This window comes from Longimicrobiaceae bacterium, assembly GCA_035936415.1.
Taxonomy (GTDB): Bacteria; Gemmatimonadota; Gemmatimonadetes; order Longimicrobiales; family Longimicrobiaceae; genus JAFAYN01.
Map to the genome: position 1 here is coordinate 1 of DASYWD010000043.1, position 16,113 is coordinate 16,113.

At 65.7% G+C, this 16,113-nt stretch carries 13 protein-coding genes; 10 read left to right on the forward strand and 3 right to left on the reverse strand.

Translation table 11 applies throughout. The features are described from left to right. Positions 1–40: 40 nt before the first annotated feature. Positions 41–526: a hypothetical protein gene (locus VGR37_01700; GenBank protein HEV2146110.1), complete on the reverse strand. Its 486-nt coding sequence runs from the start codon at positions 524–526 to the stop codon at positions 41–43. A gap of 130 nt (positions 527–656) precedes the next feature. After that, entirely contained in the window at positions 657–1,184 is a 528-nt protein-coding gene (locus tag VGR37_01705) for a nuclear transport factor 2 family protein (GenBank protein HEV2146111.1), read from the reverse strand. A 422-nt stretch (positions 1,185–1,606) separates the two neighbouring features. Between VGR37_01705 and VGR37_01710 the strand changes: the two genes are divergently transcribed. The 10 genes from VGR37_01710 (at position 1,607) to VGR37_01755 (ending at position 13,487) form a co-directional block, all read left to right on the forward strand. Continuing rightward, positions 1,607–2,890: a hypothetical protein gene (locus VGR37_01710; GenBank protein HEV2146112.1), complete on the forward strand. Its 1,284-nt coding sequence runs from the start codon at positions 1,607–1,609 to the stop codon at positions 2,888–2,890. Between the two features lie 57 nt (positions 2,891–2,947). Continuing rightward, a complete protein-coding gene (locus VGR37_01715) occupies positions 2,948–4,159 on the forward strand; it encodes a phospholipase D-like domain-containing protein (protein ID HEV2146113.1) in 1,212 nt (403 codons plus the stop codon). Positions 4,160–4,257: 98 nt separating this feature from the next. Next, positions 4,258–5,859 (forward strand): N-acetylmuramoyl-L-alanine amidase, encoded by a 1,602-nt coding sequence (locus tag VGR37_01720; protein HEV2146114.1) that lies wholly within the window; start codon positions 4,258–4,260, stop codon positions 5,857–5,859. 97 nt (positions 5,860–5,956) lie between these two features. After that, positions 5,957–6,775: a hypothetical protein gene (locus tag VGR37_01725; GenBank protein ID HEV2146115.1), complete on the forward strand. Its 819-nt coding sequence runs from the start codon at positions 5,957–5,959 to the stop codon at positions 6,773–6,775. 43 nt (positions 6,776–6,818) lie between these two features. Continuing rightward, positions 6,819–7,805, forward strand: a complete 987-nt coding sequence (locus VGR37_01730; protein ID HEV2146116.1) for a peptidoglycan DD-metalloendopeptidase family protein — start codon at positions 6,819–6,821, stop codon at positions 7,803–7,805. A gap of 570 nt (positions 7,806–8,375) precedes the next feature. After that, the gene (locus VGR37_01735; protein ID HEV2146117.1) at positions 8,376–9,080 is read left to right on the forward strand and encodes a hypothetical protein; all 705 of its coding nucleotides are present in this window, start codon (positions 8,376–8,378) and stop codon (positions 9,078–9,080) included. Positions 9,081–9,400: 320 nt separating this feature from the next. Then, positions 9,401–10,297 (forward strand): HAMP domain-containing sensor histidine kinase, encoded by an 897-nt coding sequence (locus VGR37_01740; GenBank protein ID HEV2146118.1) that lies wholly within the window; start codon positions 9,401–9,403, stop codon positions 10,295–10,297. A 714-nt stretch (positions 10,298–11,011) separates the two neighbouring features. Further along, complete coding sequence (locus VGR37_01745; protein ID HEV2146119.1) at positions 11,012–12,355, forward strand: hypothetical protein; 1,344 nt, start codon at positions 11,012–11,014, stop codon at positions 12,353–12,355. Positions 12,356–12,482: 127 nt separating this feature from the next. Next, a complete protein-coding gene (locus VGR37_01750; protein HEV2146120.1) occupies positions 12,483–12,866 on the forward strand; it encodes a hypothetical protein in 384 nt (127 codons plus the stop codon). A 36-nt stretch (positions 12,867–12,902) separates the two neighbouring features. Beyond that, positions 12,903–13,487 carry a hypothetical protein gene (locus VGR37_01755; protein ID HEV2146121.1) on the forward strand — a complete coding sequence of 195 codons (585 nt, stop codon included), beginning with the start codon at positions 12,903–12,905 and terminating at the stop codon, positions 13,485–13,487. 969 nt (positions 13,488–14,456) lie between these two features. On the opposite strand, the gene VGR37_01760 is transcribed toward VGR37_01755, so the two are convergent. Continuing rightward, on the reverse strand, positions 14,457–15,671 hold the full coding sequence (locus VGR37_01760) for a tetratricopeptide repeat protein (protein HEV2146122.1): 1,215 nt from the start codon (positions 15,669–15,671) through the stop codon (positions 14,457–14,459). Between the last annotated feature and the right edge of the window lie 442 nt (positions 15,672–16,113).

Genomic DNA, 16,113 nt, shown 5'->3' on the forward strand with positions numbered 1-16,113 from the left:
CGGGGGAGCCGGCAGAGCCGGCTCCCCCCCGCGGAGCCGTTCAGGGCCGCCGTGGCTGCCCGACCCTGTCGTACTCGATCCAGAACGCGGACCGCTGGAGTCCGGGAGCGAGCCCGATCCAGTGGATGTCGCGGATGACGACCCGGGTCCCGGCGGGCAGCCTCCCGACGATGGGCGGCTCTTCGGACTGGACCGCCCACGGCCGGGCCCGCACGTTCACCGCGCTACGGGCGCGGAGGGTGTCGCCCACCTGGAACGAGAGGTCGGCGAAGCCGGTCCCCCGGAACGCCGGTGCGTCGGAGCGCGAGAGGTTGTCGAAGTTCTTCGTGGACCAGGGCTGCCCCAGCGCGGCGTCCCCGTAGTAGACGTAGCCCGTGGCCGGCGCAGACCGGGCCTGCGCGGAGGCGAGACCGGGGAAGGCCGCGAGGGCGAAGGCGGCCACGAGCGGCGCGAGCCGCCGAAGGAGGGGCCGCCAGCCCGGGAGAAGCGCGGCGGAAGCGCCGTTGCTGTGCCTGTGGGTGTGCATGGCTGCGCGGGGGATGCGGGTGAGCGAGCCAGCCGACTTCGATGCCCCATCGGGGCGGCAAGATCTGCACCGAGCCATACGCGATGGGCCCCCGGGCGGCCTGCGGCACCCTCGCTGGGGCCGGGATACGCTAGGGGAGGGACTCCACGGCCTCGCCGATGGGCTCGGCCAGGAAGAAGAGAGACCGGATCCGCCAATCCCGACCCCGTTGCTGCAGGATGGCGACGTAGCTGCCGGTCGTCAGGGGAGGCGCGGCGTCGGAGACGCCCGGCCGGGGCTCGTAGTAGTAGCGCCCGTACATGTAGACGAGGTTCCCTCCCGCCTCGGCATCCACGAGGCTGATCGAGAGAGGCCCTGCCTGCGCCAGGTACGCCGACAGGGTCTGCTCGATCGCGCGTGCACCCTGGACGGGTGCGGTCTGGCCGGGGAGCAGCAGGTGCCCGGCCTCCGTGTGGAGGGCGGCCGCGGCTCGCGCATCCTGCCCGGCCCACGCGGCAGTCCATCGGATCAGCGCCTCCTGTGCTCCCCTGAGGCTCTCGGCACGGAAGCGTCGCCTGTCCGCCTGGGGGTCCTCCCGCGGAATGGGCAGCACCTGCGCTGCCGCGCTCGTGGCTGCGAAGCAAAGCAGCAGGACGACCTTCAGGAGTGGAATTCGCACGGGGATGCTCCGTAGAATCGTGACATAGGCGGGCCCGACGCTCCTGGGCTCCAGGCGCGAACGGCCGAGGTGATGCTTGCGGACGCGGGAGAAAGCCGGGCCGGCAGCATAGCGAACGAGCCCGCAAGGGACAAGGTAGCCGGGGGCGTACGTCCGCCCTGCACCTCAGGGAGCCTCCATCGCGTGCGCCCCTGTCGCCCACCGGGTGGATGAGTACCGCACCATTGTGGTACGCCGCGCACCACAATGGTGCCAGTGTCCGGCGGAAGACCCGCCCGGGGTTCGTTCCCGGCTGGCTCGAACCCGCAGCCGCGCCGCAGCTTGTCCGACCGGCGGGTGATCGGATGTTTTCTGGCTTGTTCCATGCGGCCGGAGGTTCGCTCCTGAACGGATCGTATCATCTGCTGCCCCGGACCTGCCGTATGCGCACGAGCCCGATCTTCTCCACGACGGCGCGAATCGTCAGCTGCGCGATCGTCCTGCTCGGCGCAGCCGGCTGTTCGGAGCGCGACGGCGGCGAGCTTCTCAGCCCCGGGCCCCCGGCGTCGGCGACGTCGGCGGACTGCGACGGCGCCTACAACTGCAAGCTCCCCAACCCGTATCCCTGCAAGGACCCGGCGGACCCGGGGGCGAACCGGCTGGCCCACCGGTACAATTCCGAGGACTGCCACTTCAAGATCGCTGCGAACACCGTCCTGTACGACGGCTTCGGCAACGCCCGCGGCACGGTCACGGACGCGGAGGTCCGGATCAACTACGGCCAGCGCAAGCGGCTGCCCAACGGGACGGTGGTCGTCTACGTGTTCGCCGTCGGAACCACCAGCGGGGCGGCCTCGGGGTGGGTGCGCGAGGCGGACGTGACCGAATCGCTCGCGTACATGGAGACGGTGAACGCCACGAACCCGGGGAATGGGGACTACGCCGCGCTCTGGAGGCTGACCGGCGGCCCCACCCCGGTCCGGGCCTTCTACGACGACATGGTGCTTCACAACACCCACCGCCCCTGCAGCCACCTGCCGAAGCACTATCTGCTTCGGCCCGGCAACGTCGTGAACCTGCTCTACAACCTGCCCGGCATGGGCGGCGTCGCCGACGACACCTACCTGGTCGAGACCGGCGACGTGTTCCGCCGCTCCCAGGGTGTGCTCCTCAGGGACATCCCCTTCTATCACAAGGACTCTCCCCTCAACGGCGAGCCCTTCGGGTACATGCAGTTCATGTACGGCCACGTCAACGGCCGCTACGGCTGGATCGCGCGCGACGCGGTCACCACGGACCCCGTCGGCACGGTGATCGTGGACAGCAACAACTCGTTCAACAACACCAGCGTGGCCCAGTTCCAGGCCTCCACCGGCTGGACCTTCTCCTCCGGGACCAAGGAGTACTACGGGGACGGGTACTACCACGCGCCCACCGGGGCGACCTCGGATGCGGCCACCTTCTGGTTCTACCTGCCGTCGGCCCAGACCCGGACGGTGGACGCCTGGTGGACGACGTACGCGAACCGCTCTTCCACCGCGCCCTACATCGCCTACGACGCGAACGGCACCGAGGTGGGCCGGGTCTCGGTCGACCAGAAGGTGAACGGCGGCAAATGGAACAGGCTCGGCACCTGGAGCTTCACCGCCGGCTGGAACCGGATCGTGCTGTCGCGCTGGACCACCTCGGGCTCCTACGTGATCGCCGACGCGGTGAAGATCCGGTGACCGGCAGCTGGACAACCCGCGGCGATCCGAACTGAACCCTCGATGAAAATGGGTACGATGACATCCTGTTCCCGGAAGCTCGCCGCGGTGGTCGCCATCCAGATCGCGGTCGCGAGCTGCGGCGAGAAGGCCCCGGACGCCGCACTCCCCGTCACGGGCCCGCCGGCAGCCCCCTCCGCCGCCCTCGGCGCCGGCGTGACCGAGGTGACGGTCTTCAACGACCCCTACGTCGACCAGGTCAACTGGGAAGACTACACCATCCACAACCGCATCATCAGCCTCGTCAGGAACACCCCCGCGGGGCAGTACATCCGGGCGGCGATCCACAGCATCACCGTGCCCGCCGTGACCGACGCCCTGCTCGACGCGCACAACAGCGGCGTGAACGTCTACGTGGTCCACAGTGGACACGACAACGGGACGCAGGGGCAGCGGCTCGCCGCGGCGCTCGGTGACCGCTACACGAAGTGCCGGGGGAGCGCCTCGGACGTGGAGGGGTGCATCTCGAATCGCAGCAGCTCCCTGATGCACAGCAAGTTCTTCACCTTCAGCCAGACGGTGGACGGGGGCGTAAGCAAGCCGTACGTGGTGGCGGTCACCTCCGCGAACATGACCCACGCGCAGGCCCGCCTCTACAACAACCTGGTGATCATCGGGGGAGACCAGACCACCTACGACGGCTACAAGAACGTCTTCACCGACATGCGCTACCTGCGCAAGAACAACAACTACCTGGTCGACGACCCGGACGGCAGCTTCAGCTCGTCGGCAGCCGCGCTCAAGTCCTACTTCTCCCCCCGGGCGGACTCCAACGGCGGCACGTCGGAGCAGGCCTCCACGGACGTGGTCGCCAACACGCTGGGCTATCTCAGCGGCGGCTCCGGCTGCTACGTCAAGGCCGCGCAGAACATGTTCACGAGTGGCCGCGATCCCATCGCGGATGAGCTGATTCGCATCCGGAAGCTCGGCTGCACCGTCCAGCTCGCCTACACCAACATGGACTCGGGGATCAAGGCCCGGCTCAAGGATGGAGGGGTGCAGCTGCGCCTGGTCGACAGCCCCGCCAAGATCCACCACAAGTACTACGTCGTCTACGGCACCTACGCCGGAACGAGCGGCGCATACCGCCTCTTCACCGGCTCGCACAACTGGAGCGGCTCGGCGCTGCGGATCAACGACGAGGTCCTCCTGAAGCTCTACGACCGGACCGTGATCAACGCGTTCCTCGGCAATTTCGGCACGATCTGGAGCCGGGGCGTCGCGCAGTGAGCACCCGCGCCTCCGTCCAGCGCTGCGACTGCTGGTGGACCGCGGCTCAAGGCAGGTGCGGTTCGCGGTTCAGGCAACCCTTTTCAGGAGAGCAGCTCATGTCTCGCTTCCGCCGCTTTGCCGTCGCTCTGGGAGCCGCGGCCGTTCTGGCCGGGTGCTCCGACGAGCCGGTCGGCATCCGCTCGCCGGGCCCGGAGACCCCCCCGCCGCAGGCCGCGCTGGACCGGATCTTCGCCGAGGCCGGCGCGGAGTTCCGCGTCCCGGCCGAGCTCCTGAAGGCGGTCGGCTTCGCCGAGACCCGCTTCCAGATGGTGCGCGGCGAAGTGGAGTTCGAGGGGCAGCAGCCTGCCTTCGGGATCATGGCGCTGCGCGGAGGGCAGCTGGAGCACGGCGCCCTGCTGGCGCACGTGACGCCGGAGGCGGCCCGCTTCCGGCCCGAGGCAAACATCCGGGCGGCCGCGGCGGTGCTGAGCGGCTACGCGGACGAGCTCCGGATCAGCCGCGCCAGCCTGGGCGCCTGGGCGCCGGCGGTGGCGCGCTACAGCGGCATCCAGCAGCCGGAGGGACAGGCCGCCTACGTGCACGACGACGTGTACGCGGCGCTCCGCTCGGGAGCGCAGGGCGTGTCGCCCGGCGGCCAGGTGCTGGTCACGCTCGCGCCCCAGAACGTGCTGCCGGACTTCCCCACGCCGCAGGCTCCGCCCGAAGCGGATCGCGAGAGTGCCTTCGCCGCGTCCGCCATGGGCCACCTGAACATCGTGTGGCGCCCTTCGCCCAACTACAACGACCGCCCCACCGGGAGCATCGGGGAGGTGCACATGGTGGTCATCCACACCTGCGAGAGCGGCTACTCAGGGTGCTGGAGCTGGCTCACCAACTCATCCTCGGGGGTGAGCGCGCACTACGTGGTCAAGGAGGACGGCTCCGAGATCTCCAAGCTGGTTTACGAATCCAAGCGCGCCTGGCACATCGGCGCCAAGTACTACTGCTCGAACAACGGCGGGCACGAATGCTGGCGGGACGGCTACTCCAGCAATCACTTCACCATCGGGATCGAGCACGGAGGCTACGCCTCGCAGTCCTCCTTCCCCACCTCGCAGATCAAGGCCTCGGCGGAGCTCTCCTGCGAAATCAGCAAGCGTCACAGCATCCCGCGCGACCGGTACCACTACGTGGCGCACGGAAAGCTGCAGCCGTACGACCGGACCGACCCGGGCCCGAACTGGCCGTGGTCCGACTACATGAACCGGATGAACGGCTACTGCGGCAGCGCCATCATCATCGACAGCAACAACAACAACAACGACACCTCCAAGGGATACCTGGACACCGGGGCCATGTCGGCGGACTGGGTCTCCTCCACCGGGGTGTCCGGGTACTACGGGACGGGGTACTACTACGCCAAGACGGCGCCCATCTCCGACCCGGCCACCTTCTGGTTCTATCTCCCTGCCGCCGCCACCAGGACGGTCGACGCCTGGTGGACCACCCACACCAACCGCTCCACCACGGCGCCCTTCATCGCCTGGAACGCGAGCGGGACCAAGCTGGGCACCGTGCAGGTGAACCAGCAGGTCAACGGCGGCAAGTGGAACCAGCTCGGCACCTACAGCTTCTCCGCCGGGTGGAACAAGATCCAGCTCTCCCGCTGGACCACCGAGGGCTACTACGTGATCGCCGACGCCGTTCGGATCCGGTGACGACGGGCCGGACTCCGTGAAGGAAGCCGTACCCCATCTGCCCGGCCGGAACGGAGCCGGGCGGATCCCCTCTCCGCCTCCAAGCAGGAGAACGCGTATGCGCACTTTCCACCTCGTGGCCCTCTGCCTCGGTGCGAGCCTGCTGGCCGCCTGCGCGGACAAGGCCCCGACGACCCGGTCCACCATCGAACCGCCGAGCCCCGGCGTGCCCGAGACGGCGCTGCGCAGCCTCCAGTCGGGATCCGCACTGGAGCTGCAGCAGGCGGTCGCTGCGCTCGCCGACGCCCCCGACGTCACCGAGGCGGGGGTCGAGCGCGTCGCGCAGGTCTCGCGCGAGGCGGACGACCTGCCGAACCGGATCGCCGCCATCGAGGTCCTGCAGCGCTGGCTCACGCGCCAGCCGGGGCTGCGCGTGGAGGTCGCTCGCGCGCTGCTTCGCACCGCGCAGGGACCGCACGAGGACATGGTGCGCGGCATGGCGGTCCAGGTGATCGCGCTGCACCCCCGGGGCGACTGGCCGCAGGACGTCGTGGCGTCGCTCGGCAGGCTCGTGCAGACGGATCCGCTGGCGCAGAACCGGGAGATCGCGGCGCTGGCGCTGGGGCACGTCCGCGGCGCGCAGGCCGGGCCTGCTCTGGAGAGCCTGCGGGCGGCCTACGCGACGGAGATGGATCGCTCCAGCAGGCGCGCCATGCTCCTGAACATCGTGGAAGTGGCGGGGCGCGACGCGCCGCGCGTCCTGGCGGGGCTGAACGAGAGCTCGCCGCTCATCGTGCAGGACATTCGCGACTACCAGGAGATCCTCGGCCGGGGGGCGACCCGGATCGCGGAGATCTGGGACCAGAAGCTGGCGCGCGACATCGAGCGGGGGACGGTCATCGGGACGGAGAAGGAGAAGGCGCACCTCGCGGACTAGAACGCAGTGGGGCTCCAGCCAACCTCCAGATTGAGAATCCGTCATGAAGACGACTACCAGACGCCGAGTCCTCGCCCTCCTTCTGCCGCTCCTGGTGTTCGGCGCCCTGCCGGCCAGGGCCGAGTTCTTCTGGCCCATCGGGGGAACGATCACCCGCGGCCCGGGGAGTCAGGGCCACGACTACAACGCGGGCGACATCGCCGGTCCGGACGGAGGGAGGGTCGGCACCTCGAACAACGGGTGGTACCACGCGAAGCTGAACGATCCGGACGGCTACGGCTACTACGCGATGGTCAAGCACAAGAACACCTGCGGCGGGACCGCCTTCTACACGCTCTACGCGCACCTGAGCAAGTTCACGGGCTACGAGATCGGCACCTGGATGACACGGTCGGCTCCGGACGGGAGCGACGCCGACGGGATGATGTCGGTGGGCTACGAGGGCTCGACCGGCCGCTCGACCGGACCGCACGTGCACTTCGAGATCCGCCAGGGTTCGACCAAGCTCTGGTACTACGCGCCGAAGTATTCCACGGCGGACAAGAACACGTACATCGGCTCGACGAGCTACGACTGCTCACCCCCGGACGAGCTCAAGGCACCCGGCGGCGAGATCATCGTGGACAGCAACAACAGCAGCAACAACACGTCGCAGGGGTACATCGAGGTCTCGGCGAACTGGATCTCCACCAGCTACACCTCGGGATACTACGGGACCGGGTACTTCTACGCTTCGACCCAGGCGATCTCCGACCCGGCGACCTTCTGGTTCTACCTGCCGGAGGCGGGGAGCCGGACGATCGACGCCTGGTGGACCAGCGGGACCAACCGCTCCACCACGGCGCCCTTCATCGCCTGGAACGCGAGCGGGACCAAGCTGGGCACCGTGCAGGTGAACCAGCAGGTCAACGGCGGGAAGTGGAACGCCATCGGCACCTGGAACTTCTCGGCCGGCTGGAACAAGGTCCAGCTCAGCCGCTGGACCACGGAAGGGTACACCGTGATCGCCGACGCCGTTCGGATCCGGTGACCCCGGAGCACCCCGACGGACGAAGCCCCGCCCGATCTCGAAGATCGAGCGGGGCTTCGTTTATCAGCGGGCCTGGTAGAGTCGAACCACCAAGCTCGCGCTTCTCAGGCGGTTACCATCACGCTACATCCGCTTTTCCGATTACATGGGCGGCCACCTGCAGCGCCTCGAATGGTCGGCTGGCTGATTCCAGGCACAGTTGCCACCCGAGGGTGCGGGAGAAGGAAAAGATCGTCCCGACACCGCGTCAACGGCATCGGGGCAATCACTTCGGTCTAGCGGCCCTGCGTAGAGTCGAACTACCGACCTCACGCTTATCAGGCTGGCCAGGGTCCCTTTTTCGGCCTCCTTCCTGCACGCGCAATCGCGAAAAAGCTAGACTGCACGCGCAACCTGCACGTCGGCGCTGAGCGACCCCACCCAGCCTGCACCCTCAATTGACAAACTCCGATTGACACCTCCAGGGGACCAGCCCAGCCCCACTTCCAATTTCGCGGTGGGGCTGTTGCGCTCATCCAGTTCGCTACATATTCCCGAAGAACCTGATGATGACCACTACTATACGCGAACATGAAGGCCGACGACCTGGCTAACCTCGAGCAGGAGCTTGTCCGGCGCGGCCTCGCGCCCGCAGTCCGGATGGGCATCAGGAATGCGAAGATTGCCGTCATCGATGATCGGATTGAGGACCTTAGGAGCATTCTCGATGGGCTTCGCCGCGAGGGTTTTTCCAATCTCGTCGAGATTCCAGAAGTGAAATCAGTCAACGAGCTGCTCACCGCCGGGTATGACTTGGTCATTCTAGACCTAGTCGGGGTCGCACAGTCGGTGACCGAAGCGGATGGCGTCGGAGTGCTAGCAGCCCTAAAGAGTTCGTCCCCAGCAACGGCTGTTCTCGTTGTGAGTGGGAATGCGATCTCGCCAGCACTAGCAGAAGGGCTGCGCCAAGCGGACTTGATTCGCACGAAGCCCGTGCTTCCCGCCGATCTGGCCGCTGATGTTGAAACTCTGCTCAAGGTGAAGAATGATCAGTTTTGGGCCGGCTTGGCAGTTCTTCGAGAGATTAACCGCCTCGAACCGGAGTTCCGAGAGCGCCTCGGGTGGAAAGAGCGAGCCATGCTTTGGTGGAACAGCATGCGTCTGGCGAGGCAATTAGCGAACCGCGACCCAAGTGTGATTCAGAGGCTGATCAAGATCAGCGATACCGTCTCGCGGCTCGGCGCAGTTGCCGTCAGGATCACGTCAATCACAAGCGCTGTGCGGCTAAGACCATGATCACGGAGCAACAGCTACTCGCGGCGGCCACTGCATTCGCGCGGCAGGGCGCCGGTGCGGCGATCGTTGGCGTTCAGAATTCAAGAGGTCAGCTCCCGACGTATGCCTCTCCTGGAAGGACAACCCCGATCTGTGCACTTGCGGCACGCGATGGTCAAGTTGGTGCCGTGTGCCGCGAATTTTATTTTGAGCTTCGTGAGCGAACCGGGGCCGTGACTTGTCCGTGGGGCGTCCAACTGACCTTTGCGCGAGTCGAAAATCCGCTCGGATTGTATGGCGTCTTCATTCAGAGTGGGTTCACTGACGCAGGAGCGGCACGCGTGCGTGATATTCGCCGGGGCCCCCGCAAAGAAAAGAAGGCGGTAAGTGATGCCATTCAAGCTTCGGAACGCTTCAGTTATCCCCCACCAAGGGACCGAGACCTGCCCCACGATTTTGTAACATTGGTGTCGACGCTATTGGCTGGCCGCGCCGCCGATGCGATCCGCACCGTCGCACATGAGATCCAATCCCCAGTTCAAGGAGCAATGGGGGACGCTATCTTCCTCAAGGACTTAGCAGAGCAAGGAACACTGGACCGCGGGATTGCAGATCGAATCCGCCGACTCGCGCGGAACCTCGATGCAGTAACTGCATACTCCAGGCGTATCCCGCTGCTCGTCGCGACGGATCTCGATTACAATCCTGCGCAACTTCGACGGGTATCTCTCACCACAGCGATCGAGAATGTTGTCGCCAGACTTTCGAGCTATGCTGATGAACGGGGAATCGACGTAAGGCGGCACCATCGCGCCCAACCGATGGTTGAGGCGGTTCCTGAGCAGTTGGAGATGGTCCTTCACAACCTGATCCATAACGCGATCAAGTATTCTTTTAAACGGAACGACGGACTGCAACAGTATGTACAGATCCGAGTCGATCAGGAGCCCGACTTCGCGCTCGTAGCGGTGGAAAACATCGGAACGCCGATCACGCCACAGGAGATCGCCCATGGGAGCATCTTCCAACTCGGATACCGGGGCCGGTACAGCGGTGATCGAGGTCGACAGGGCACTGGATCTGGAATGTACATCGCGAACCGGGTGGTGCGAGGGCACGGCGGAAGCATCGTGATTGAGAGCAAACAGCTCGTTGAACACCACGAAACGCCTGCCTCGCTAGTTCGGATGAATGTCCGCTGGCCGATCAGAGCACAGTTCTCTGCGCGGCAGTTGTGAGTACGCACTCTCTACCGGACTAGCGGAGACCTTGTAGGCGCGGCAATGGTTTTTACAAGGGGGCGCGTGCAGCCTGCCCCACGAAAGCGGCGTTTCCATGCAACCTCAGCCGCCCCGCCGGCAGTGCTGTTAACAGCCTTTTCGTTCTAGACCACCGGGGCAGGAACACGTAGAGTGTTCCTGCCCCGGTCTCTGGAGTGGGACCCCGCGCCCGTGGTGTGTTGTGCCGGTGGGAAGGGGGGCGGGTGGGTGGCGTACCTCTCGGCCCGGCTGAGCCGATCAACGGAGAGCCCATCACCGGCGGGAGCCCCAGAAACTGTATCCGTCACCGCGTTGGTGCGGAGCTGAGCCGCGAACTTCTACGTACCCGGCGTTCCGACCATGTAGTCATCCCTACGCATGCTGCGGAGGAATCCTTTCGGATCAGTGCGTTGTCGGTGAGCAAAAAACTCGGCTAGTTGGATAAAAAGTCGGCTAATCGGGCAGAAAGTCGGCTAGTGAGATAGAAAGTCAGCCAGGCGCCGGTTGGCGACGCTTCGCGGACGAGGTGGTGGGGTCGGCCTGGCAGGCTCGATCCGGGACCGTTGCGACAATCCTCTTGACGGTCCGTTTAGCCGCCGGTACTATGTGTCTGGATGTGCGCGCCCGCCGTCTTCTTGCCGCTGTGAAGGGGTCCCCCACCCCCGCCAGCACTCCGTCGAACCGAGGTCAGCCATGTCGACACGCACAAGGTTCAGAACTCTCCACCCGGGCCTGCTCGCAGGTATCTTCGCCCTCTTCGGGCTTGGCGCCTGCAGCGACGAGCAGACTCCGCCCCTTTCGCCCGACGACCCCGCCCGGCCCTCGGCCTCCTCCGCCGCGGGGGAGGTCTCCCGGGCGGTGATCTCGTTCGGGCGGAGCCTCCCGGACGCCGAAGTGATCCAGCTCCTGGTCCAGCACGATCTCCAGGCCGTCGAGGTCCACATGACCGCGGGCGGGATGTTCGGGTCGCACGAGCGCTTCAGTGCCGCGGATCCCCGCCTCGTGGTGGAGACAGCGCGCCGCAGCTCAATCGGAAGCACGCAGAAAGCCCTGAGTGGCAGTACGATCCGCTTCCAGCGGTTCCGCGAGAAACATCCCCGGGCTGCCGTGCTGGGGAGTGCAAAACTCGAAGAGCAGGCCCGCTCGCTCGTGGAGGTTCGCGCGAGCCTCGAAGCGGTGCTTCACGAGGCGAGGGGTAACCGCCCGCTGATCTATGCCGTCGAGGTGAGCGGGAGCGCAGCCGCACTCGACGCTCTTGCAACGGACCGGCGGGTGTCCCACTTCGCAGCGGTCCCAAGCTCCGATGGAAAGCTCGCGCCCCCAGCCCCGGTCTGGCCCGCCCAGGTCGATATTCCTCGCGGGATCACTGCCCTCCGAAAGCAGCGGGCTGCCCAGGTGTACGACCATGTGGAGGCCTACTCCGGCGGCGACGTGGGCACCATGTGTATAGGCTGCACCCCATCCGAGCCCGAGCCCGAGCTCGAGCCGGCGGACACCCTCGTCTCCCCCGATGATCCGGCCTACTATGACGGGTCGTCCGGGCCACGCCCCACCTACTGGCCGAATGAGGGGGATTTCTGGTTCAACGGTGCATCCTTCACGGATTCGTATTTCCTCTGGTACCGGAACGGCGGCTGGAAATCCACTACCCCGGGGTACGAGCACAACCTGAACGTGGAGTCCACCTTCGCCTCGGGGTGCACCGCCTGGACTAACCTGCCCTACCGGTACAATGACTGCAGCACCGCAGGTGTCGTTGAGCCGGGAACGAAAGTAGGCCTGGCATTCGGATCCTATTACGCCAAGTACATCAAGAACAACAGATGGTACTATGGCTACTGGGATCTCACCGGCGGCGAGGCAGTGTACCACAAGTACACGGAGTACACCGTAACCGGCCAGGAGGTGAAGAAGACCTTCTGCTGGTTCAACTCACCGTGGTGCATGAACGGCGTCGACAGCTACTTTCTGGTCACGGGAGGGTGGATGGTCACCAACGCCGCCATCACCGAGTACAGGACCTGGTACAAGCCCTGAGCCGCGCCGGGTCCAAGGGCCGAGGGGCCCGCCGGCAGACCTCAGAGGGGCGGGTGAGTCGCTCGCCGGCGAGTCACCCGCTCGGATCCTAGACGAGTTGCCGCAGAGAGAGGGTTCCGGAATGGGGATGCTCCGCTGGGCGGCATGGGCTTTGGCCGTCATCTCAGGCCTGTACGTTCTTGGACTGATCGTCACCCGGCTCGTGGTCGGCAGCGGCCTCGAGCGTGTCCCCCTGGATCCGCGCCAGCAGGAGATCGCCCGGTTCGCGTTGGAGAACGCCTGGCTCAACAACGACAACCCGATCGCCCGGGTTCTGCTACCGGCAGCCCGCGTGGAACGCATCCGGTACGTTCCAGGGCCGTGTCCCCTTCGGACTCGGACAGGGGAGCGTACCGACGCCACGACACCGGCGTTTGAAGCGTACGTCCGGTTCTACTGGCTGTATGCTGTGCCCGGGCCGGTCTCGCGGGTGGACTGCTCCTCCGTCAGCATAGATGGCCTTGGCTGGTAGCTGCACCGGGACTCACCGCACCAGGAGGGGAGGATCATGCACCGTCTTCCGAAGACCTTGATGATGGGTGTCACCCTGGCGCTCACTGCAGCAGCGTGCGAGACCGAGGGTCCGCTCGACCGTACCGCAGCCTTCTGGTTCCGAGCTACGGTCACAGGAACCGTCCAGGCCGATTATCATGGCGGAGGAGACTTCCAGGTCGGAGCCGACTCGCGGTTGGGGGGGGCGCTCGCGTTTGCGCTCTTCTCTGCGAGTGAGGAGGCCGGAGCCCGCCAGAGCTTTTCGCTGCAGCGCGTCGGGTCCACCCTGCCTGCACGAGGCATCTACCCGATCACCTTGAAGGACGGCTTTACTGCGCAGTACCTTCGCGAGGTCGATCGTACGCTGCAGGCATTTGTCGCCCGGTCGGGTGAGCTCGAGATCACGCATTCGTCCGCCGAGCGCGTCGAGGGTCGGTTCCGCCTGGTTGGCTTCCAGTATTGCGCGAGGGATCTAAAGGGGGGCCGGGTTCCGGAGGGACCCTGTAGGATCCCGGAGGCCATAATCCCCGATGCACCGATCATCGAGATCTCCGGCTCGTTCAGAGCAGGCCCCGCCAGCTCCCAAGAGTTCCCGAGGTGAAGTAGGTCGGGAGCTGAGACAGATCCCGGGGACGGGCCCGGACCCGGAGCAGCACGGGGGCGCACCACGAGCGAGTGCGCCCCCTGCTGCGTTCCCCTCTTCCTTCATCGACGCCCCGGCCGGCCGTTTACACCCTTAGATCGAATGCGACCAGCTGAACGCGGGATGATCGGACGGGGTTAGGGGCATGACTGATCCGGGTGCGCCAGTACTAAAAGAAATACGAAACAACGGTACAGGACCCGGCGAAGGGCCGGAAGTGATTCGCCAAACCCTTTTTAGAACTAGCCGACTTTGGTTCACAGACCTCCTGAAAACCCCAGAGAACACGCGAAACCAACTAGCCGAGATTCTTGTTCACCGACATGCGTACCAACTGGACGAGTTCGGCAAGGTTGGGACGGAATGCACTCACCCGCTCCCCAAGCTCGTCCGAGAGGGGAGCCAGCAGGAGCAGGTGACCGTCCAGCGCATTCTTGAAAGCGGCCCCGACTCCCTCAGCAGGCTATCAGCTACCCGCTCCGCTTCCGACTCGGCACGGATGAGCCTTTGCGCCTGCAACAGCTCTTCGCGCGTGAATGGAAGCAGTGATTCGCCCGTCCCGTCCTGCGGGTGAGCCATAGGCAGTTTACCAATATAGTCCCCAATGACGCGCGCCGATTTCGAACGCCCGCGGCGGGATCGGTTGCGGCAGATTAACTTCCCAGGTACTCCCGGAAGTTCCTCACCTACACAAAGGAGTACCCATGCAGACGACTCGGATCGCCCTCGTTGCGCTCACCGCTCTCCTCGCGGGGTGCAGCGTCGACCGAACTCCGGTTACACCGTCTGATGCTCGGCCCCACTTCGACGGCAATCACACGTTCGGCTCTGGGAACAGAACGACGGGCACCGAGGATGCCAGCACGAGCGACACGACAGCGGTCCAGACCAGCGGAGTTCATACCTTCGGCTCCGGCAATTGATCGGCTAGCAGTCCATGCGCGGGCGGTCCTCGCCGCCCGCGCAGGCTGCGAGTCGGCGAACGAGATGCCCTGCAAGTGCGTCCGCGGCATCGGTGACCGCCACCTCTGCCGGGGCGGGAAGAACTGTCTCAGTGAACCGCTGCTGCTCAGCGGCGGACAACACCTCCTCTGCCTCCCTCCGCACCGCCTGCTGTCCCCGCCTCGTTGCCAGTTCCAGGGCGAACCGTGCTGCAAGATCGACGCGCTCCCAGTCGCGTAGCAGCGCCGATCCGTAGGCGAGTCTCAGGAGCGAGGAGGTGACGCACTCCAGGTGCGGCTTGTCATCGACAATCTGCCACGTGTCGGCCCACGCACTCGTGAACACGTCGATACGGCCGGCGCCGCCGGCTGCGCGGGCCAGATTCGAGAGGATCAGGAGACGGTCAGCCGGACGAGTGAGCACCCGTGCGACAGATTCAAAGACGGGCAGCGCCCGGTTGTAGAAGCCCTGCAGCATCCAGAACACGGCAACATCGTGGGCCAGCTGCGGCAGGCGAGGGTGTCCGGAGGGATACGCATGGAACGCTTTCCGGGCGTAGATTTCGGCATCCACTACCTGCTTCGTCTCCGCGGCGACGGAGAAAAGATCGTGGAACGCTTCAGCCCGAAGCTTCCGCAGCCCGGCTCTGCGGGCGGTTTGAAGCGCACGCTCGAAGGCAAGCCTGGCCCTCTCGTATTCGTCCCGCTGAATGTACAGGTTTCCGAGGCCCATGTACGCTCGTGCATACGTATGAGCATCGCGCCGCCTGCGGGCCAGGCCGATAGCCCTCCTGTACCACGCTTCCGCACGGGGGTACTCCTGTGACCGGCGTAGCAGCCAGCCCACGTTGTACGCGTGCTCCGCACCCTCGGGAAAGCATAGCGAAGCGGCCTGCGCGTACCAGATCGCGGTCCTGGGGAGTTGAGTTTCGTCCGCCCAACGGGAGATTCTTCGGCAGGTCCGGGAAATTTCCTCTCTGCCAGGTTGCTCCCGTCCAGACACCACCCCCGCAAGGAGAATGAGCCACTTCCGTACATCATCCTCCATCTCTCTCGCGCGGATCGCGGTGACCCGGTGATCGTATGCGTCCTCGCCGAAAAGGCGGCTGCGGGCATCTTCGGGAGTTGTCGCCCACAGCACCACGTCCCGAACCGCCTGCCACAATAACGCGCCGGTTGCGCTCCTGACCTCATCGAGCACGTCAAAGCCATCAAAGGGCTCGGCCGCACTGAACAGGGCGGGAGGAACCGGAATTGGTCGTCCTTCCCGACGGGGCTTGTGGGAACCGTTGTCTGGCATGCGACTCCGCATCGAGGGGAAGGATCTGTTTTGACCTACCGGAACCCGCACGGGAACTGAACCTCACCAATCTCGAAACAGCGCGAATGACGACAGACGGTATATATTCGCTCGGAACTGGCTGGTCAATGCCGCAACTCGAAACCGCCAGCGCGAGGACGGGGTCCGCAGGCTGGCACGAAAAGAGTCCACAGTTCGCCCGGGCAGCAGGCGCGTCGTGCCGAAGCCGGGCAAAGCCGGAGAGGGTGACCGGGAGGCGGGGGGAAGCTCAGCAGGCGGTGCGTCTGTGTGAGCCCGCGCTGCACTTACCTCTCGCTCCACCGGCCGGGCGAGTTTCGCACCG

Excerpts from the sequence above, each read along its gene's own strand:
- VGR37_01700 (HEV2146110.1), bottom strand. The coding sequence starts at position 526 with ATGCACACCCACAGGCACAGCAACGGCGCTTCCGCCGCGCTTCTCCCG.
- VGR37_01710 (HEV2146112.1), top strand. The coding sequence starts at position 1,607 with ATGCGCACGAGCCCGATCTTCTCCACGACGGCGCGAATCGTCAGCTGC.
- VGR37_01715 (HEV2146113.1), top strand. The coding sequence starts at position 2,948 with ATGACATCCTGTTCCCGGAAGCTCGCCGCGGTGGTCGCCATCCAGATC.
- VGR37_01720 (HEV2146114.1), top strand. The coding sequence starts at position 4,258 with ATGTCTCGCTTCCGCCGCTTTGCCGTCGCTCTGGGAGCCGCGGCCGTT.
- VGR37_01725 (HEV2146115.1), top strand. The coding sequence starts at position 5,957 with ATGCGCACTTTCCACCTCGTGGCCCTCTGCCTCGGTGCGAGCCTGCTG.
- VGR37_01730 (HEV2146116.1), top strand. The coding sequence starts at position 6,819 with ATGAAGACGACTACCAGACGCCGAGTCCTCGCCCTCCTTCTGCCGCTC.
- VGR37_01735 (HEV2146117.1), top strand. The coding sequence starts at position 8,376 with ATGAAGGCCGACGACCTGGCTAACCTCGAGCAGGAGCTTGTCCGGCGC.
- VGR37_01745 (HEV2146119.1), top strand. The coding sequence starts at position 11,012 with ATGTCGACACGCACAAGGTTCAGAACTCTCCACCCGGGCCTGCTCGCA.
- VGR37_01750 (HEV2146120.1), top strand. The coding sequence starts at position 12,483 with ATGCTCCGCTGGGCGGCATGGGCTTTGGCCGTCATCTCAGGCCTGTAC.
- VGR37_01755 (HEV2146121.1), top strand. The coding sequence starts at position 12,903 with ATGCACCGTCTTCCGAAGACCTTGATGATGGGTGTCACCCTGGCGCTC.